Raw genomic sequence first — 18615 nt, 5'->3', positions numbered from 1 at the left:
CGCTAGCGCGGGCCGGCCCGCGCGCGCGTCACGGAATCATCCCCGGCTGGAGATCGCGCGTCCCGCCGCCATCAGCAGCGCGGAAATGCGCCGTTCGTCCTCGGGGGCGTGCCAGCGCGCGCGCGACACCGCGACGTTGATGGCGCCGCGCGGGCGGCCATCGGCGCCCAGCACGGCGACGGCGGTGGCGATGTCGCCCAGGTACATCTCGTCCTCGGTGTGCGCGTAGCCCTGCTGGCGAAAGCGCGCCAGCCGTTCCATGATCTGGTCCGGATCGGTCTGGGTGTACTGGGTGTACGTAATCCGGTTGGACCGCGACAGCACCGCGCGGGCTTCGTCCTCGGGCAAGGCGCTCAGGATGGCCAGGCCAGAGGAGGTGCAGTAGGCCGGCAGCCGCGTGCCGACGATGACCTCGGGCGTCAGCACGTGGCGGCTGACGAAGCGCTGCACGAACACGATCTCGGTGTCGTCCAGCAGGGTCAGGTTGACGGTTTCCTCGGTCTCGGCCGCCAGCTGCTGAAGGAACGGCGTGGCCAGCCCCACGAGTTCGTTGGCGCCGATGAACTGGTAGGCGAAATCCAGCATGCGCGGCGACAGCTCGTACAGCTTGGTGGCGGGATCGCGGCGCAGCAGGCCCAGCTGGCCGAGCGTGTGCGTGAAGCGCTGGGCGGCGCTCATGTCCAGGTCCGCGAGGCTGGCGATCTGCGTCATCGACAGTTCGCGCCGCTTGGCGTTGAACACGCCCAGCACGCGCATGGCCTTTTCCACCGAGTTCACGAAGAGCGTGGATTCCTCGTTGGCGGCGTGCTCCTTGCCCGCCTTGCCCCGCCCTGCCTTGCCGTCCGGATCGGCTGCCGGCCTGCCGCGCGCTTTCTTCGTCGGGGTGATAGGGTTCATGGCGTTTGTGTGGCTGTTGCTACTGCATGGCGATAAGCCGTGAGTGTAATACGGCGATTCCACGGGCTTTCGCGCATGCGGCGCGCGCCGCCGGCGCTCAGTTTGTCGCGTCGCGACCCGGCGCGGCGTGGCCCCGGGCCTGGAAGAAGGCTTCCATCATGCGTGCCGGTTCGCCGCTGGCATAGGACTCCTTGTGCAGCCGGATCGCCGCTTCCATGGTGTCCTCGAACGAAGCCTGGGACATCTCGCGGAAGCGCTGCTTGTTCAGGCGCAGCGCCACCGGCGGCTTGGCGGCGAGTTCGCGGGCGACCTCCAGCGCGCGCGGCAGCACCTGGGCGGCGTCCACCAGGTGGTGGATCAGGCCCAGGCGGCAGGCTTCCTCCGCGTCCATGAGCCGGCCGGTCAGCGTCAGTTCGATGGTGCGGGACATGCCCAGCATCAGGTTCATGATCCATGGCCCCGTCACGCTGGCGATGCCGGCATTGATTTCCGGCTGGCCCATGCGCACGCCGGGATGGCCGACCCGCACGTCGCCCAGCAGCGCGACCTGGAACGCCGAGCCGGCCGCCGTGCCGTTCAGGGCCATCACCAGCGGCTTGGTCAGGCCGCGCAGCACCGAATAGAAGTGTTCCCAGGAGCGGATCCAGGTCGCGCTGGAGGCCACGTCGAAGCCATGCGCTTCCTCCAGGTCCTGGCCGGCCGAGAAGGCGCGCTCGCCCGCGCCGGTCATGACCATCGCCCGGATGCCGGCGTCGGCGTCGAACGCTTGCAGGGTGGCGATGATCTCGTCGCGCATGGCGCCGTGCCAGGCGTTCAGCTTATGCGGGCGGTTCAGCCGGATCAGGCCCACGCCACCGTCGTGGCGCTCGACTTCGATGAATTTCGTTGTGGATGCCATGGTTATATCTCTATGAAATAGTGAATAAGCGAAATTCAATATATGAGATGGGAAAAGTGATGGCAAGGAAATTCTTGTGTCTTGATTTGCAAGCGCTGGCGCCCCATCGGGTGGTTCGCGCTCGGTTGAGAGGCAATCGTTGAAAATTGAACGCCAGTCTGGCTTGCAGGCGTCTTCACGGATGAGGGTCAGTGCTTTCCCTAGATCCCCCTTGTGCGATGAAAGTTCGCGGGCGTATATTTTATTTAGCCATTTAGCTATCGCATTTCGATAATTAAAGTGGTTTTTGGCCTCAGGCCGAACCCGCCCGTGATCTGCCGCCCACCCGTTCAGGAGAGCGCATCGTGAAGCAACCCGCCCAACCCAGCCGCCGCCGTTTCCTCAAGACCGCGGGCGCAGCAGGCCTAGGCGCCTGCATAGGATTGCCCGCCTACGCGCAGGCCCGCCAGATCGTGGTCGCGGATCCGGGCGGCCCCTACACCGCGGCCTATCGCAAGGCGTTCTACGACCCGTTCGAGCAGGCCACCGGCATCAAGGTGGTCAACGTGGCGCGCGAAGCGCAGCCCGTGGCGCAGCTGACGGCCCTGGTCGAGACCCGCAATTACATCTGGGACGTCACCACGCTGACCCTGTCGGCCGATATTCCGTACCTGGAGTCCAAGGGCCTGCTGGAGCCGATCGGCTTCACGGCCGTCGACGTGCCGGGCCTGATTCCGCAGGCCGTTACCGCCCACTGGATGGGCGTGGACATCTACGCCGCGGCGCTGGCCTACCGTTCCGACAAGTTCGCCGCGCAAGGTCCGGCCTCGTGGGCGGATTTCTGGGATGTCGCCAAGTTTCCCGGGCGCCGCTCGCTGCGCCGCAGCCCGATCGAAACGCTGGAACAGGCGCTGCTGGCGGACGGCGTGCCGATGGCGCAGCTGTATCCGCTGGACGTGGAGCGGGCCTTCCGCAGCCTGGACCGCATCAAGAAGCACATCAATCTCTGGTGGACGTCCGGCGCGCAGGCGATGCAGGCCATCCAGAACGGCGACGTCGACATGATCGCCACCTGGAACGGCCGGTCGCAGGCCGCCATCGACAATGGCGCGCCGGTGAAGATCGTCTGGAACCAGGGCATCTACTCCATCGAGGGCTGGGGCATTCCGAAGGGGACGCCGCGCGCGGACATGGCGCGCCAGTTCGTGCGCTTCTGCGCCGATGGCGCGCGCCAGGCCGCGTTCACGGACACGCTGGCCTACGGGCCGACCAACACCAAGGCCTTCGAGCTGATCGATCCCAAGCGCGCGGCCATCCTGCCCAGCGCGCCGCAGAACCTGCAGGCGATGGGCCTGCCGGATCCGGTGTGGTGGGCCGCGAATCGCCAGGCCGTCACCGAGCGCTTCAACGCCTGGATCGTGGGTTGAGGATTCCATGCGCTACAAACTGGAAACCATCGGCCTGGGCAAGCGCTATGGCGAGAGCGTGGCGCTGGCCCCCACCGATCTGCAGGTGCGCGCCGGTGAATTCCTGACGCTGCTCGGCCCGTCGGGGTCGGGCAAGACCACGCTGCTGCAGATGATCTCCGGCCTGACGCTGCCCAGCAGCGGCACACTGTTGCTCGACGGCGTCGACGCCACGCAGATGCCGCCAGGCAAGCGCGGCATCGGCATGGTGTTCCAGAACTATGCGCTGTTCCCGCACATGACCGTCTGGGAAAACGTGGCCTATGGCCTGCGCATGCGGCGGGCGCCGGCCGACGCGCTCAAGCGCGCCGTGGCCGCGGCGCTGGCGATGGTCAAGATGGACGAGTACGCGCACCGCTACCCGCGCGAGCTGTCCGGCGGGCAGCAGCAGCGCATCGCGCTGGCGCGCTGCTTTGTCTATCGCCCGTCGGTGATCCTGCTGGACGAGCCGCTGGGCGCGCTGGACAAGAAGCTGCGCGAACACATGCAGCTCGAAATCCGCCACCTGCATGCGGAATTGCAGGCCACCTTCATCTACGTCACGCACGACCAGGACGAAGCCCTGGCCATGTCCGACCGCATCTGCCTGATGAACCAGGCCCGCATCGAACAGATCGGCACGCCATCCGATCTCTACGACCGGCCCGCGACCTGCTTCGCCGCCGGCTTCATCGGCCATTCCAACCTGCTCGACGGCCATGTCGAAACCGGGGATGGCGGCGCGCGCAGGTTCCATGCCGCCGGCCGCTCGCTCGCGCTGGAAGGCGCGGCGCAGCCGCCGGGCGTGATGCGGGACGGCAAGGCCTGGCTGCTGGTGCGGCCCGAGGCGGCCGAGCTGCGGCCGCAAGGCCAGGGCCTGCTCGATGGCAGCGTCGCGGAAGTGGTGTTCCTGGGCGCCGAGGTCCGCGCCATCGTCGCGGTGGATGCGGACAGGCGCGTCAGCGTGCGTTGCGGCCGCAACGTGGCGCCGCGCGTGGGCGAGGCGGTCGGCGTGCACTGGGACATGACGCGCGCGACGCTGCTGCGGCAATGAGGTCCGCCATGAAGACAGACCGCCCCGCGCTCAGCCGCCTGCTGCCATCGGCGGGATACGCGCGGGCGCGCGCCTGGCTGCCGGCCCTGCCCGCCGTGCTGTTCCTGGCGATGTTCTTTCTCGTGCCCGTGGCGGAGATCCTGCGCGGCGGCTTCGTGTCCGCCGATGGCGCGCTGACGGCGGCGCAGCTGAACCGTATCGCCGCGTCGCCGGTTTACGCCAAGGTTCTGTGGTCCACGTTCTGGATTTCGGGGCTGACGGCGCTGATCTGCGTCGTCGCCGGCTATCCCGTGGCCTATCTGCTGGCCCAGCTTGGCGGTCGGGCGCGCGACCGCTGGCTGCTGTGGATCATGCTGCCGTTCTGGACCAGCTATCTGGTCAAGACCTACGCCTGGATGCTGCTGCTCTCGCAGAGCGGGGCCTTGACTGCGCTGGCGCGCGCGCTCGGTCTGCTGGGCGGCGATGCCAGCATCGTGCCGTCGCTGGCGGGCGTGCTGATCGGCATGGTGCATGCCTTGCTGCCCCTGGCGGTGATGACGATGCTGCCGATCATGCAGGGCATTCAGCAGTCGCTGGGACAGGCCGCCGAAACGTTGGGCGCGGGGCCGGCCACGCGCTTCTTCACGGTCTTCCTGCCGCTGTCGGCGCCCGGCATCGCGGCGGCCGGGCTGTTGGTGTTCATCACGACACTGGGGTTTTTCATCGTGCCCGCGCTGCTGGGATCGCCGCGCGAGACGATGGTGGCGCAGCTGGTCATCGCATCCGTGCTGGAGCTGTTCGACCTGCGGCTGGCGGGCGCTCTGTCGGCCCTGTTGCTGCTGTGCTCGATCGTGGTGTTCTACGTGTACGACCGGCTGGCGGGCCTGAGTTCGCTGGCCGGCGAGGCGCCGCGCCGCCGGGGCGCGTCCGGACGCATGATGGGCCTGCTGATCGCGCTGGGCCGGCTGGCCGATCCGCTGGCGCGGACGGCCTCGCGGATGCGCGCGGCGCGGCCGCTGAGGCTGTACACGCTGGGCGTGGTCGCGCTGCTGGTCCTGCCGGTGATCATCGTCATCCCCATCGCCTTCACCCGCGGCAGCTTCGTCTCCCTGCCGCCGCAAGGCTTCAGCCTGCAATGGTTCGAGACGTTCCTGGCCTCGCCGGTCTGGCGCGCCGCGTTCCTGCGGTCCTTCACCGTCGGATTCAGCACGGCGGCGCTGGCCCTGGCGCTGGGCTTCGGCGCGACCTATGCCCTGACGCGCCTGTCGTCGCGCTGGGCCAAGCCCCTGTTCGCCCTGTTCATCGCGCCGCTGATCGTGCCGCGCATCGTGGTGGCGATCGGGCTGCTGTATCTGTTCGCGCGGCTGGGGCTGACGGGCACCGACGCGGGCCTGGTGATCGGCCATACCGTCCTGGCCCTGCCCTACGTCGTGGTGACGCTGGCAGCCGGATTCAAGCGCTTCGATTGGCGGCTGGTCGACGCCGCGCAGATTCTTGGCGCCTCGCCCTGGGCCAGGCTGCGCACCGTGATGCTGCCGATGCTGGCGCCCAGTTTGATCTCGGCGTTCCTGTTTGCCTTTGTCGTGTCGTTCGACGACCTGACCGTGGCGATCTTCGTCAGCGGCGGCCTGAACACCACGCTGCCCAAGCAGATGTGGGACGACATCCAGCTCGCCGTCACGCCGACGCTGGCCGCCGTTTCCACCGCGCTGGTGGTGGTCGTGGCCCTGGTGATCGCCGTTTCCTCATACCTGAAATCCCGCAACGACCATTCATGAATCCGCTGCACACGCATTTCCCGCCCCGCCTGGAAGGCGACGCCATCGATGTGGCGCCCCTGCTCGAACAAGGCCTGCGCCAGGCGCCCGGGCGCGTGGTCTTTGTGTTCGAAGGGCAGGCCGTCACCTGCGGCGAGCTGCGCGAGCGCATCGACCGCCTGCGGGCGTGGCTGGCGGGTCGGGGTTTGCGCCAGGGCGACCGCGTCGCCGTCATGCTGTCGAACTCGGCGGGCCATATCGCCCTGATCTATGCCCTGATCCTGTCGGGCCTGGTCTGGGTTCCCGTCAACACGCGCTTGCGCGCCGTCGGCCTGCAATACCTGCTGCGGCACGCGGGTCCTCGCCTGCTGGTGGCCGAGGACGAATACGCCGAGGCGATTGAACAGGCGCGCCAGGACGGCGTGCCGCTGGCGTCGGGCACGGATATCGATGCCGTTGCCGCGCGCGCCGACGTCGCGCCGGCCGCCTTGCCGCCCGTGCGGATCCGCCACGCGGACACGCTGTGCATCATCTACACCTCGGGCACCACCGGCGCACCCAAGGGCGTGCTGTTCACGCATCGGATGATGCGCATCGCCAGCGAGGCGACGCTGCGCGTGGCCAACGCCAAGGCCGGCGACCGGCTGTTCGTCTGGGAGCCCTTGTGCCACATCGGCGGCGCGCAGATGCTGATGGTGCCGTTCCTGGAACCGGTGCAGCTGCACGTGGTCGAGCGCTTCTCGGCATCGCGCTTCTGGGCGCAATGGCGCGACGCCGGGGCGACGCATCTGCATTACCTGGGCGGCATACTCGACATCCTGGCGCAGGCGCCGCAACCGCCGCAAAGCTACATCAGGACCGCCTGGGGCGCGGGCGTGGCCGCCCGCTCCTGGGATGCAATCCGCCAGCGCCTGGGCTGCGAGATACGCGAGTGCTACGGCATGACGGAATGCGCCAGCTTCGCGACCTTGAACGCATCGGGCAAGCCCGGTTCCATCGGCCGTCCGCTGCCCTGGCTGCGCCTCGAGCTGCTGGGCCAGGATGGCCTGCCGGTGGCGCCCGGCGAGGCCGGTGAAATCGTGCTGTCCAGCGAGATCGAAGGCGCGTTCCTGCCCGGCTATCTGGACAATCCCGAGGCGAGCCGGCGCGCGTTGCGCGACGGCCGCCTGCATACCGGCGATTCGGCGCGGCAGGACGCCGATGGCGATTACTTCTTCGTCGGCCGCGCCACCGACAGCATGCGCGTGCGCGGCGAGAACGTGTCCGCCTGGGAGGTCGAGCGCGTATTCATCGATCATCCGGCCATACAGGCCTGCGCCGCCGTGGGCGTGGCTGGCGATGTGGGCGAGCAGGAAATCTTGCTCTATGTGCAATTCATCGACGGGGCGCCGGTCGAGTGGGCCGAACTGGTCGATTGGGCGCGTCCTCGCCTGGCGAGTTATCAGTTGCCTCGCTACTTCCGGCAAACGCCGGGCTTCGAACTGACCCCCAGCGAGCGCATACGCAAGCATCTGCTGCCGCGCGACGCACAGGGGGCGTGGCGGCGCGCATAGCGCATGCCGATTGCGCCGGACGCGCGCATCGCGGCCGGCTTCCTGCATTGTGACGTGCCAGGCATGCGCGGACGGCAATTGTCCGAGGCCTGGCCGCGCGCGCTGGCGCGGCGCTTCGGATCAGACTGATACTTCCATCGCCGTCCGCGCGCCATGAAACCCGCGCGGCCACGCCGCGCGCGCTGCATTCTCCTGCATGCTTCCGGTGTACCGTTTTCCACGCAATCGCGCGCGGAATCGCCCGGGCACGCGTGTCCGCAACGCATTTCCGCTAGGGAAAACACTCATATCCCGCGATCCGCTTCCTGTCGCAGAATCGCTGAAAATTGTTCAACAATCCTTGTCGGACCGGCACCCGGCGAAACCAATATGACCACGCTTTTGCAGGGGTCTAGAGACGTCCTCAAGGGGAAACGCATGCCTGTTACCTTCCGTCCGTTCAAGCGCGCCGCGCGCTATGTCACCGTCGCCGCGCTCTGCGCCGCATCCGCCTGGGCCCACGCCGCCGCCACCATCAAGGCCGACAGCCTGACCATCGGCTCCGACCTCACCTATCCGCCCTATGCCTACCTGGACGCGGGCAAGCCCGCCGGCTTCGACGCCGATTTCTCGCGTCTGCTGGCCGGCAAGCTGTCGTTGCAGCCCGTGTTCGTCGACACGCGTTTTCCCGACCTGATCCTGGGCATGCGCGCGCGCCGCTTCGACACCGTGGCCTCGGCGCTGTACGTGACGCCGGAGCGGGCCAAGCTGATCGACTACGTGCCTTACCTGAAGACCGGTTCCTCGCTGCTGGTGCTGGCCAACAGCGCCTACGCGCCCAAGGGGCCCGAGGCGCTGTGCGGCAAGCGCGTGGCCTCGATCAAGGGCGCGTCCTGGACGCCCAAGCTGCAGAAGGTCTCGCGCGAGACCTGCCAGACCAAGGGCCAGGGCGAGATCAAGGTGCTGGAATTCCCGACGGCGCCGGAGGCGCTGATGGCGTTGCGCTCGCAGGCGGCCGACGTGATGATGGAAGACGCCGCCGTGGCGCACAGCATGCTGTCGCAGACGCAGAACGCGGTGAAGGTCAGCTCGACCGCGCTGCTGTATCCGGTGGTGATCGGTCTGGGCATCAACAAGGACGCGCAGGAATTGCAGGCGCAGCTCAAGAAGGCGCTGGGCGAGGCGCGCGCCAGCGGTGAATACGCCGCCCTGCTGTCGCGCTATGGACTGGAAGCGCCGACTGACGCCGACGTGCAGGCCGCGCTGGCCGGCCCGCGGCAGTAAGCGCGCAGCGCCAGGGAAGCCGCCGACATGCATTTCGATTGGGATTACACGCTGGGCCTGTTGTGGGACCGGGATTTCTGGAGCGCCTGCTGGGTGGTGGTGAAACTCAGCATCGCCACCTGGTGCGTGGGCGTGGCCGCGGGCTTCGTGCTGGCGCTGGGCAAGCAGTCGCGCAATCCGCTGCTGAACAAGGCGGCGGGACTGTACATCTGGTTCTTCCGCAGCCTGCCGCTGCTGGTGCTGCTGGTGTTCATCTACAACCTGCCGCAGGTGTTCCCCGCGGCGGGCGCGGTGCTGTCCGATCCTTTCTACGCCGGGCTCACGGCGCTGGTGCTGAGCGAGACCGCCTTCATCGCCGAGATTCATCGCGGCGGCATCCTGGGCGTGCCGCGTGGCCAGATCGAGGCCGGCCGCGCGCTGGGCATCCGCTATGCGGGCATACAGCGCATGATCGTGATCCCGCAGGCGCTGCGCATCGCGCTGCCGGCGCTGAGCAACGAGTTCATCACAATCGCCAAGCTGACCTCGCTGGTGTCGGTGATCTCGCTGGCCGAGATCCTGCTGGTGGGCCAGCGGCTGTACACGCAGAACTTCCTGGTGTTCGAGACCATGCTGGCGGTGGCGTTCTATTACGTGCTGATCGTCACCATCTTCGACAAGCTGCTGGGCTGGCTCGAATCGCACCTGAACATCCTGCGCCGCACGCCCCGGCCGCTGACGCTGGATCAGCGCACGCGCGACGCGCTGCGCGCCAACTTCGCCCAGCCGCCGGCGGCGCAAGGCGCGGAACAGGCCCTGCAGGTCCAGGGCGCGCGCAAGCGTTTCGGCGACCACGAGGTGCTCAAGGGCATCGACCTGGTGGTCAAGCCGGGCGAGGTCATCAGCATCATCGGCCCGTCGGGCTCGGGCAAGACGTCCTTGATCCGCACCCTGAACGGCCTGGAGTCGCTGGACGGCGGGCGCGTGCTGCTGCATGGCCAGCCCTTCCTGGATTCGGCGCGCGGCTCGACGCCGGGCGCGCGCATCCTGGATATCGGCATGGTGTTCCAGAGCTTCAACCTGTTCCCGCACAAGACCGTGCTGCAGAACGTGATGCTGGCGCCGCAGTACCACCGGCGCGGCGCGTTCGCGGACCTGCGCTGCGAGGCGCTGGCGCTGCTGGACAAGGTCGGCATGCTGGAGCACGCGCACAAGTATCCGCACCAGCTGTCGGGCGGACAGCAGCAGCGCGTGGCCATCGCCCGCGCGCTGGCGATGCGCCCATCGATCATGCTGTTCGACGAACCCACGTCGGCGCTCGATCCCGAGCTGGTGGCCGAAGTGCTGAAGGTGGTCGAGACGCTGGCGCGCGAGGGCATGACCATGCTCATCGTCACGCACGAAATGAGTTTTGCCTTCAAGGTCTCGGACCGCGTGCTGTTCATGGAAAGCGGCCGCGTGCTGCTGGACGCGCCGCCCGCCGAAGTGCTGGCCAGCGACGACGCCCGCGTCAAGGATTTCCTGAGCCATGTCCATGTCGCAGGCTGACTCGCCCTGTGCGGGCACGCGGGCCGTGCCGACCGATCTGCACGCCGCCTCGGTCGCGCGCGCCCTGTCGAACGCGGCCGCGCATCCCGAAGCGGCGCGGCTGGCGCTGCTGGCGCGCCGCGATCATGCGGCGCTGGCCGAGGCCGGGGCGCGCGATGCCTTGCTGTGCGCAGGCGTCGCGCCGCCGCCCCTGGCCGGCGAGACGCTGGGCGTGAAAGCCTGCTTCGACGTGGCGGGCTGGGTCACGCACGCGGGTGCGCGCGTGCTGGCCGCCGAGCCGCCGGCCCTGCGCGACGCGGCCATCGTGCAGGCGTTGCGCCATGCCGGCGCGACCCTGCTGGCGCAAAACAACATGACGGAATTCGCCTATGGCGCGCTGGGCCTGAATCGCTGGCATGGCACGCCGCTCACGCCGCTGATGGCCGACGCGCCGCGCGTGGCGGGCGGCTCCAGCAGCGGCGGCGCGGTGGCCGTGGCGCTGGGCATGGCGACGCTGGCGCTGGGGTCGGACACCAGCGGCTCGGCCCGCATCCCGGCGGCCTTCTGCGGCGTGGCGGGTTTCAAGCCCAGCCGTGGACGCTATCCCGATGCCGGCATGGCCTATCTGTCGCCCAGCTTCGACGTGCCGGGCATCCTGGCGCCGGACGCCGCCGCCTGCCTGCGCGTGGATCGCGCCTTGGTGGATGAACCTGAGCACGATGGCATGGCGCGCCCGACATCGCACCGGCACGCGTCGGGCGTGACGGACGTGGCGGAGGCCGCAGGCGCCGGTGCAGACGACGCCGCGTGGCGCGCAGACGCTGGCTATCCGGTGCTGGTGCTACCCGAAGACCTGCTGGACGCCTTGGACGCGCCCGTGCGGCAGGCCTTCGAGGCCTGGACGGAACGCCTGCGCGCCGCCGGCTTCACGCTGCGGCGCCAGCCCCTGCCCTGCCTGACGCAAGCGGCCCAGGCCGCGCGCGAAGGCGGCATCATCGCCGCCGAGGCTTACATGCTGCACCGGGAAAGGCTGGCCCGCGGCGGCGAGGACTACGATCCGCGCGTCGGGCCGCGCATGTTGCTGGGCGCGCAGGTGCCGGCGCACGCCTATGCCAGCGCGCTGGCGCGGCTGCGCGAATTGCGCTGGGGCTACCAGCAGGGGCTGGGCGAGGCGGCGGGCGTGCTGACGCCCACCGTGCCCATGCTGCCGCCGGCCATCGCCGGCCTGGAAGCGGACGACGCCTATCTTCAGGCCAATGCGCGCGCCTTCAGCCTGACCGAATTCGCCAATCGTCTCGATCTGCCCAGCGTGTCGCTGCCCGGCGACCTGCGCGCGCGTCGGCCCATCGGCCTGATGCTGACGGGGCGCGGCGGCGATGACCGCCGCGTGCTCAAGCTGGCCGTGGCGATGGAGCGCGTTTTGAACAGACCTTGATTCCGCCCGACGCGAGCGCCCGGCGGCCCGGCACCGGTCCGGCATGCAAGTCCCGCGCCGTGCGTCCATGTCCGACCAGAACATCTCCCTGCCATCCCTTACCCGGAACCCGCCATGATCGTCATACACAGCCAGGACCTCACCGACACCGAACGCCACGCCCGAGGCCCCGGCTGGGAAAGCCGGCGCATGATCGTCAAGCGCGACGGCATCGGCTACTCGGTGCATGAAACCCGCGTCTTCGAGGGCGCCGAGCTGCATCTGCACTACAAGCACCACTACGAGGCCAACTACTGCATGGAAGGCGAAGGCGAGGTGCTGGACGTGGCCACCGGCGAGCGCCACGCGATCCGGCCCGGCACGCTGTACGCGTTGAATCTCAACGATCAGCACGTGCTGCGCGCCACCAAGGGCGACCTGCGGCTGGTGTGCGTGTTCAATCCGCCGCTGAGCGGCACCGAGACGCATCGCGCCGACGGCAGCTACGCCGAAGCCTGAGCAGGATGGACAACGGCGCCCCTCGGGGCGCCGCCATGTCCTTGGACCACTGAGTTCAATCGTTGGGCAGCTTCGGCGCGACCGTCATGCGGTCAAGGCCGTCCCGCCCTACTTCGCCTGCTGGTTCTTCAACCGCGTCAGCACCCCGGTCAGGGTGCGTTCGGAATCGTCCAGATAGGCGGCCATGGCCTCGGCGGCCTCGGCGCGGCGGTTCTTCACCAGCAGGCCGTGGATCAGGCGCTCGCGCTCGATCCAGTCGGCGGTCTGGATCAGGCTTTCATCGATCTCGGACGCGAACACCAGGCGCAGCTGCGCACAGAGCGTCAGGAAGTACTCGTTCAGCAGCCGGCTGCCCAGCTGCGCCACGATGTGCTGGTGCACCTGCAGGCTCAGGGTGCCGACGTTGCGCCAGTTGCGCTTGGCCAGCGCGCGGTCGGCGGCGTCGATGGTGGTCAGCATCTTGTCCAGCAGCGCGGGCTGCAGCGGCAGGTCGCCGCTGATGGCCTGCATTTCCAGCGCGCGGCGCGCGGCGTAGATCTCGCGCAGGTCCTTGCGCTCCATGCGGCGCACGATCACGCCCTTGTGGCGCACGAAGGTGGCCAGGCCTTCGCGGCCCAGCTGGTGCAGCACTTCGCGGATGGTGTTGCGTGACGCGCCATAGGCGGCGGCCAGGTCGACTTCGACCAGCTGCGTGCCCGGCGGCAGCTTGCCGCCCATGATGTCGTCGCGCAGCTGGTGGCTGATGCGTTCCGCGATCGAGATCCCGCTGTCGCCGCTGGGGCGCTGGCCGCGTTCGGCAGGCATGTTGCTTGGCTCCTCTGGCCGGGCGCCGCTGTGCGCGGCGCCCGCTGTCGTTATTTCCACTCGACCTTTTCGGGATGCAGGCCGTGGACGCCCTTATACGGTGAAACTCCGGGCGATGTCCAGCCTTGCAGCAGCGCCGGATCCAGCGCGTAGACCTCGACGCCCAGCGGCCGGCACACGTCGATGGGATCGCGCGCCTCGGGGCCCCACATCGGCACCGACAGGTCGCCGCCGGGGCAGGTGGACAGCGCGCACAGCAGGTCGATCTCGGCGAACATCTCCAGGTAGTCGCCGGGCTGGGCCGGGCAGGCCTTCATGAAGTACTTGTCGTCGTCGTTCAGGCCGGTGACCTGGAACACGTTGAGCACGTCGTGCACGTCCAGCTCGGTCAGGCCGTGCGGCGCCACCGCGCGCGTCAGGTTCGAGTGGCAGTGGAAGTGGAAGTCCTCGCCGGTCAGCAGCTTGTTCACGTAGGGGTCGCAGCGCGTGCCCAGCAGGTCGTGCACGCGGCCGCCGTCACTGTCGACGCCGTAGCTGGCCAGCGTGTCCTCGGTGATGGTGGCCATGGGGCGCAGGTAGGGCAGCGTCGACCAGAGGCGGTCATGGGTGCTGACGTGGGCCTGCTGCAACTGGCGCGTGCGCGAGGCCCACATGCGTTCGCGCGGGTTGTGCAGGTTCCACATGTTGAAGTCCGCCACCTGCGGGCCTTCCAGCGTGACGATACGGAACACGTGGCCGGCCGGCACCTTCCAGGCGAAGCCGCTGCGGATCGGCACCACGTGCGATTCGACCAGCTGGCGCTGCGCCGGATCGGCGATCAGGGAACGGTAGAACGCCTTGTCCACGTTCAGGATGGAGCCTTTGCTCACCTGATATGCGGCGGGGTAATTCGACATGGCCTGCCTCCTGTGTACCCGGCCGGGCCGGCCAGGATTGTTGAACAATTTTCGAGGCAGTATACAGGAGCGGCGCGAAGTTGGAAGAGGGATTTGTGCGCGGCGGAAGGGCGTTTTCGAGCCGTGCGCGTGGCGGCGGGCGGCGTTCGCGGGCGCGATTTGAATGGGGAAGGTGATGGCCGCGCGCCGTGGCCGGTCGTCGCGGCGGACGGGGCGGGCGCCAGCGCGCCTGGCAGGCGGCCGAGGCTGAGGGGCGTCAGCCTCGCGGACGCGTCTTCAAAGCGCGGCGTCCGCCGCTTCTGAGGCGTCGCTGCAGACCTGCTTGATGGTCTGCCGCAGCCAGCGGTGCGCCGGGTCGCTGTCCAGCCGTGGCGGCCAGGCCTGCACCACGGTGACGGCGGGCATGTCGATGGGCACGTCGAAGGCGCGCAGGTCCAGGCCCAGGCGCTTGACGCCGGGCAGCAGGTGGCCGGGCATGGCGGGCAGGATCAGGTCGGAGTCGGCCAGCGCGAAGATGGCCGCGTAGAACGTGGGCGTGATCAGCGCGACGTGGCGGCTCAGCCCCTGCTCGGCCAGCGCCTCGTCGATCGGGCCGTGGCTGCGGCCGCGCCGCGACACGCCGATGTGTTCGTAGGCGGCGAAGCGGCGCGGCGTGACGACGCCGTGGAAGATCGCGTGCCCGCTGCGGGCCAGGCCGTGGAAGTTCGTCGTGAACAGCGTCTGCACCTTGATGTCGGCGCCGAACTTCTGCACGGAGCCGATGTACAGGTCGGCGTCGTCGTCCAGCGCGCCCGAATCGTGCTCGCCTTCCGAGACGAAGCGCAGCGTGGTGCGCGGGGCATAGCGGCGCAGGTGCTCGCGCAGCCGGCCGCCGAAGCCGCCGACGAAGACATCGTTGGCGCGCAGGGTGAAGATGCGTTCCAGCGTGGCCAGGTTCACGTCCTGGCCGAAGGCGCCCAGCACGGCCTGTGCCTGTTCAACCACGTTGCGCACTTGTTCGCGCAGGGCCAGCGCGCGCGGCGTGGGCGCCAGCCCGCGTCCGGAGCGCACCAGCACCGGGTCGCCCACCGCTTCGCGAATGCGAGCCAGGCTGCGGCTCATGGCGGGCGTGCTGAGGTTGAGCCGGCGCGCGGCGCCGACGACGCTGCCTTCCTGGATCAGGACGTCCAGGGTGACGAGCAGGTTGAGGTCCAGCGGTTTCATGCGCGCAAGCATACCGCGCTGGCATGGATACGACCGTTCCGATTCATGCAATCGTCGATTTACCGGAACGGCATTCCCCGCAGGCAAATGCGAGCCCAACATTTGCGCCTGGTCGGCGCATGGGCGCCCGCTCTATAAGAGGAAGGAGAGAGATATGGCGCTGGAAGTGCTGGAACTGCACCATCATGCGGTGCGCATGCCCCTGGGCAAGGTCGAGGCGATGGGCGCGTTCTATGGCGATGTGCTGGGCCTGGATACGGACCAGGGCCGCTGGCAGATCCCCGGCATCGCGGGCTATTTCCTGGACATGGGCAATGACTGTCAGATCCATCTGCTGGGCAGCGATGGTCCGTCGCCTTATTCCCAGGGCCCGGGCCGCGACCCGGTGGAAAACCACGTGGCGCTGGCGGTGCGCGACATCGCCGCGTCCGAGCAGGAGCTGCGGCGCCTGGGCGTGGACTACTGGAAGCTGGACAACGTGGCCGCGCCCGAGCTGATGCAGCTGTTCCTGCGCGATCCGGTCGGCAACCTGATCGAGCTGCACCAGATCGGCCGTTGCCGCTGCAAGCGCAGCGACCGCGCCTTCGCCGACGCCAAGGCCGCCACCGGCGCCACGCCGACCGAGGGCAAGGGCTGATCGACATGTTCATTGATCTGGAAGCGCTGCCGGGGCCGGCGCGCTACAAGCTGCTGACCGGGGCCATCGTGCCGCGCCCCATCGCCTGGATCGTGTCGCGCGATGCGCGCGGCACGACCAATGTGGCGCCCTTCTCCTTCTTCAACCTGATGTCCGGCGATCCGCCGCTGATCTGCGTGGGCATCGGCGTGCGCGACGGCGCGCCGAAGGACACGGCGCGCAATATCGCGGAACGCGGCGAATTCACGGTCAACCTGGTGTCGTCCGCGCTGGCCTCGCGCATGAATGTGACGGCGGTGGATTTCCCGCACGGCGTGGACGAGGCGCAGGAAGCCGGGCTGCTGCTGGCGCCCGGCGAGCGCGTCTCGGTGCCCCGGGTGGCGCAGTCGCCGGTGTCGTTCGAATGCCGGCTGCACCAGTTGCTGCGCATCGACGGACGCAGCCTGGTGATCGCCGAGGTGGCCGCCATGCACGCCCGCGATGATGTGGTGTCCGACCCGGAACGCCTGTACCTGGACGGCTCGCGCATGGACCTGCTGGCCCGGCTGCACAATCCGGGCTGGTACTGCCGCCCGCAGGCCGACTTCCAGATGCCGCAGCTGACGCGCGAGCAATGGGACGAGATCAAGCGGGACGGCCGCGCAGAGGAATACCTGGAACACAATCCGCTGGCGCCGCGACCGGCGGCGCTGTCCGAGGCCGGCTGAGGCCGCGCATTCGATCCCGGGCCGGCCGCGTGTTGCGGGCCGGCGCCGGCAGCAGCCCGCTCAACGCCCCGGCCGCGCCTTCAGATCCCCCATTTCCTCGTGCATCAGCTGATGCGCATACCGCGAGAACACGCTGACCAGCCGGGTGCGGGTATGGTACGGCGGATAGAGCAGCGCCACCGTCACCGCCACCGCCGGGGTGAAGGGGCGCACCTCCACGCCGTTGGCCTCGTATTCCTCGTGGGCGGCCAGCGGGTTGATCAGGGCCACGCCCAGCCCCGCGCCCACCAGTGCGCAGACCGATGAGCCCAGGCTGGCCTCGGCCACCGTCTGGCGCTCGACCTTGGCGGCCTTGAACACCGCGTCGATGCGTTCGCGCAGCGGCGTGCTGCTGGGAAAGGAAATGAAGGGCTCGCCGGCGAAGTCGGCGGGCTTGAGCTTCTTCAGCTTGGTCAGCCGGTGCCCCTTGGGCAGCACCGCCACGCAATTCATGGTCATGACCGGTTCGACCTGGATGCCGGGCGCCTCGCCCGACAGCATCGCCAGCCCGGTGTCGCAGAAGCCCGAGCTGATCCAGTTGTGCACGGCGCTGGCGCTGCCCGAATGGATGGACACCATCACATCCGGGTACTCGGTCTTGAAGGCGGCCACGATGCGGGCCAGCAGCCCGCCGGCCAGGCGCGGCATGGCCGCCACGCTCAGGCGGCTGGCGCTGAACGAGCGGATGCTGGCGGCGGCGGACTCCAGGCCGGCCAGTCCGATGAAGGTTTTTTCCACCTCTTGAAAGAAGCGCGACCCGTCCTGGGTCGGCGTCAGCCGGCTGCCGTTGCGGTCGAACAAGGGAAACTGGGTGATCGCTTCCAATTGCGCGATTAAGCGGCTAACGTGCGGCTGCGAGGTGTGGACCCGCCGCGCGGCGGCAGTCATGGAGCCGGTCATCATGACGGCTCGGAATGCCTCGATGTGTCGCAAGCCCATTCGTGGAATGGCCATATCAAATCCGTATAGAGGAATACCCGATTGGAACTGGATAAAACCATAACGCTAGTTGATACTTTTCGCCAGCCGCGGGGCTCATCGCGGGACGAGGCGGTTGCCGGCGGGTGCGGTGCCGCTGATCGGAATCATATGCAAGCGCCGGTGCTCCGGCGCCAAGGGAATAAGATGAAAGCTTTTGCCGCGCTCTCCATCGCCGCGCTGTCGGCCGCTGCCGCCGCCACCGCCCACGCCGAAGGCCCCAGCCGGCTGGACAAGATCCGTGAAACCGGCGTGATCACGCTGGGCCATCCGGAAACCTCGGTCCCCTTCGCCTACCTGGACGGCAACCAGAAGCCGATCGGCTACACGGTGGAAATCTGCCAGCAGGTCGCCCAGTACGTGAAGGAAGCGCTCAAGCTGCCCAAGCTGGAAGTGCGCTACAACCCGACCACCTCGGCCACCCGGATCCCGCTGCTGGCCAACGGCACCATCGACCTGGAATGCGGCAACACCACCAATAAGGAAGACCGGCACAAGTTCGTCTCCTTCGCCCCGACCACCTTCCTGGCCCAGGTCGTGGTGGTGGCGCGCAAGGACGGCGGCGTCGACCCGAACAACCTGGCCACCTTCAAGGGCAAGTCGATCGCGGCGCAGGCCGGCGGCCAGACGTTCAAGCTGGCATCCCAATTGAACGCGCAGGGCAACCTGGGCATCACCATCGTCCCGGCCAAGGACACCGGCGAGACCTTCCTGATGGTCGAATCCGGCCGCGTCGCGGGCACGATGAACGACGACGGCCTGGCCTATGGCTCGGTGGCCTCGTCCAAGGATCCCTCCGCCTTCGTGATCGGCACCAAGGGCTATGAGCTGGCGCCCTACGGCATCATGCAGCCCAAGGACGACCCGGCCTTCAAGAAGGTGGTGGACGGCGCCGTGCTGGACATGATCAAGAACGGCAAGGTCGCGGCGCTGTACGAGAAGTACTTCAATTCGCCGATCCCGCCCAAGCAGATCAACCTCAAGTACCCCATGAGCGACGCCTTCAAGCGCGCGCTCGCCAACCCGACCGATTCGGGCGACCCCAAGGCCTACGAGTAAGCGGCTGAGGCGCCGCGCGGCCGCAACG

At 68.5% G+C, this 18615-nt stretch carries 17 protein-coding genes; 11 read left to right on the top strand and 6 right to left on the bottom strand.

The genetic code is table 11. The annotated features are described in order from the left end of the window. Window positions 1-36: 36 nt before the first annotated feature. Both AC6LJ5_RS27145 and AC6LJ5_RS27140 read right to left on the bottom strand, forming a co-directional pair. Window positions 37-897 (bottom strand): IclR family transcriptional regulator, encoded by an 861-nt coding sequence (locus AC6LJ5_RS27145; RefSeq protein WP_103271831.1) that lies wholly within the window; start codon window positions 895-897, stop codon window positions 37-39. Between the two features lie 97 nt (window positions 898-994). Further along, window positions 995-1795 carry an enoyl-CoA hydratase/isomerase family protein gene (locus AC6LJ5_RS27140; protein WP_103271832.1) on the bottom strand — a complete coding sequence of 267 codons (801 nt, stop codon included), beginning with the start codon at window positions 1793-1795 and terminating at the stop codon, window positions 995-997. Between the two features lie 344 nt (window positions 1796-2139). Between AC6LJ5_RS27140 and AC6LJ5_RS27135 the strand changes: the two genes are divergently transcribed. The 8 genes from AC6LJ5_RS27135 to AC6LJ5_RS27100 all read left to right on the top strand — a co-directional run bounded on the left by AC6LJ5_RS27135 (window position 2140) and on the right by AC6LJ5_RS27100 (window position 12264). Further along, window positions 2140-3201 (top strand): ABC transporter substrate-binding protein, encoded by a 1062-nt coding sequence (locus tag AC6LJ5_RS27135; protein ID WP_498142137.1) that lies wholly within the window; start codon window positions 2140-2142, stop codon window positions 3199-3201. A gap of 7 nt (window positions 3202-3208) precedes the next feature. Continuing rightward, window positions 3209-4273 (top strand): ABC transporter ATP-binding protein, encoded by a 1065-nt coding sequence (locus AC6LJ5_RS27130; RefSeq protein WP_498142136.1) that lies wholly within the window; start codon window positions 3209-3211, stop codon window positions 4271-4273. After that, window positions 4270-6030, top strand: coding sequence for an ABC transporter permease subunit (locus AC6LJ5_RS27125; protein ID WP_498142135.1), 1761 nt, complete (start codon window positions 4270-4272; stop codon window positions 6028-6030). Before AC6LJ5_RS27130 ends, AC6LJ5_RS27125 begins: the two co-directional genes overlap by 4 nt. Continuing rightward, window positions 6027-7562 carry a class I adenylate-forming enzyme family protein gene (locus AC6LJ5_RS27120; RefSeq protein ID WP_498142134.1) on the top strand — a complete coding sequence of 512 codons (1536 nt, stop codon included), beginning with the start codon at window positions 6027-6029 and terminating at the stop codon, window positions 7560-7562. The genes AC6LJ5_RS27125 and AC6LJ5_RS27120 overlap by 4 nt, the downstream gene beginning before the upstream one ends. Window positions 7563-7979: 417 nt before the next feature. After that, a complete protein-coding gene (locus AC6LJ5_RS27115; protein ID WP_103271837.1) occupies window positions 7980-8825 on the top strand; it encodes a transporter substrate-binding domain-containing protein in 846 nt (281 codons plus the stop codon). A gap of 27 nt (window positions 8826-8852) precedes the next feature. Next, window positions 8853-10352, top strand: a complete 1500-nt coding sequence (locus AC6LJ5_RS27110; protein WP_498142133.1) for an amino acid ABC transporter permease/ATP-binding protein — start codon at window positions 8853-8855, stop codon at window positions 10350-10352. Then, window positions 10333-11766 carry an amidase family protein gene (locus AC6LJ5_RS27105; RefSeq protein ID WP_498142132.1) on the top strand — a complete coding sequence of 478 codons (1434 nt, stop codon included), beginning with the start codon at window positions 10333-10335 and terminating at the stop codon, window positions 11764-11766. The genes AC6LJ5_RS27110 and AC6LJ5_RS27105 overlap by 20 nt, the downstream gene beginning before the upstream one ends. 114 nt (window positions 11767-11880) lie before the next feature. After that, the gene (locus tag AC6LJ5_RS27100; protein WP_103271839.1) at window positions 11881-12264 is read left to right on the top strand and encodes an ectoine synthase; all 384 of its coding nucleotides are present in this window, start codon (window positions 11881-11883) and stop codon (window positions 12262-12264) included. A gap of 108 nt (window positions 12265-12372) precedes the next feature. Here AC6LJ5_RS27100 and AC6LJ5_RS27095 read toward each other — a convergent pair whose 3' ends face one another. From AC6LJ5_RS27095 to AC6LJ5_RS27085, 3 genes are all read right to left on the bottom strand, one after another. Then, on the bottom strand, window positions 12373-13068 hold the full coding sequence (locus tag AC6LJ5_RS27095) for a GntR family transcriptional regulator (protein ID WP_103271840.1): 696 nt from the start codon (window positions 13066-13068) through the stop codon (window positions 12373-12375). Between the two features lie 50 nt (window positions 13069-13118). Then, on the bottom strand, window positions 13119-13964 hold the full coding sequence (locus tag AC6LJ5_RS27090) for an urea carboxylase-associated family protein (RefSeq protein ID WP_103271841.1): 846 nt from the start codon (window positions 13962-13964) through the stop codon (window positions 13119-13121). Window positions 13965-14240: 276 nt separating this feature from the next. After that, window positions 14241-15167: a LysR family transcriptional regulator gene (locus AC6LJ5_RS27085; protein WP_392412706.1), complete on the bottom strand. Its 927-nt coding sequence runs from the start codon at window positions 15165-15167 to the stop codon at window positions 14241-14243. 154 nt (window positions 15168-15321) lie between these two features. On the opposite strand from AC6LJ5_RS27085, the gene AC6LJ5_RS27080 reads away from it, so the two are divergent. Together AC6LJ5_RS27080 and AC6LJ5_RS27075 are read left to right on the top strand one after the other, a co-directional pair. Next, on the top strand, window positions 15322-15804 hold the full coding sequence (locus AC6LJ5_RS27080) for a VOC family protein (RefSeq protein WP_103271842.1): 483 nt from the start codon (window positions 15322-15324) through the stop codon (window positions 15802-15804). A gap of 5 nt (window positions 15805-15809) precedes the next feature. Continuing rightward, window positions 15810-16511 (top strand): flavin reductase family protein, encoded by a 702-nt coding sequence (locus AC6LJ5_RS27075; RefSeq protein ID WP_498142131.1) that lies wholly within the window; start codon window positions 15810-15812, stop codon window positions 16509-16511. 60 nt (window positions 16512-16571) lie between these two features. On the opposite strand, the gene AC6LJ5_RS27070 is transcribed toward AC6LJ5_RS27075, so the two are convergent. Then, on the bottom strand, window positions 16572-17504 hold the full coding sequence (locus AC6LJ5_RS27070; RefSeq protein WP_103271844.1) for a LysR substrate-binding domain-containing protein: 933 nt from the start codon (window positions 17502-17504) through the stop codon (window positions 16572-16574). A 171-nt stretch (window positions 17505-17675) separates the two neighbouring features. Between AC6LJ5_RS27070 and AC6LJ5_RS27065 the strand changes: the two genes are divergently transcribed. After that, window positions 17676-18587 (top strand): amino acid ABC transporter substrate-binding protein, encoded by a 912-nt coding sequence (locus tag AC6LJ5_RS27065; protein WP_392412702.1) that lies wholly within the window; start codon window positions 17676-17678, stop codon window positions 18585-18587. The last annotated feature ends 28 nt before the right edge of the window (window positions 18588-18615 follow it).

This window comes from Achromobacter sp. 1011791174 (assembly GCF_059760925.1).
The sequence above is the reverse complement of the archived record's forward strand: the minus strand, read 5'-3'. Positions and strand labels throughout refer to the sequence as shown.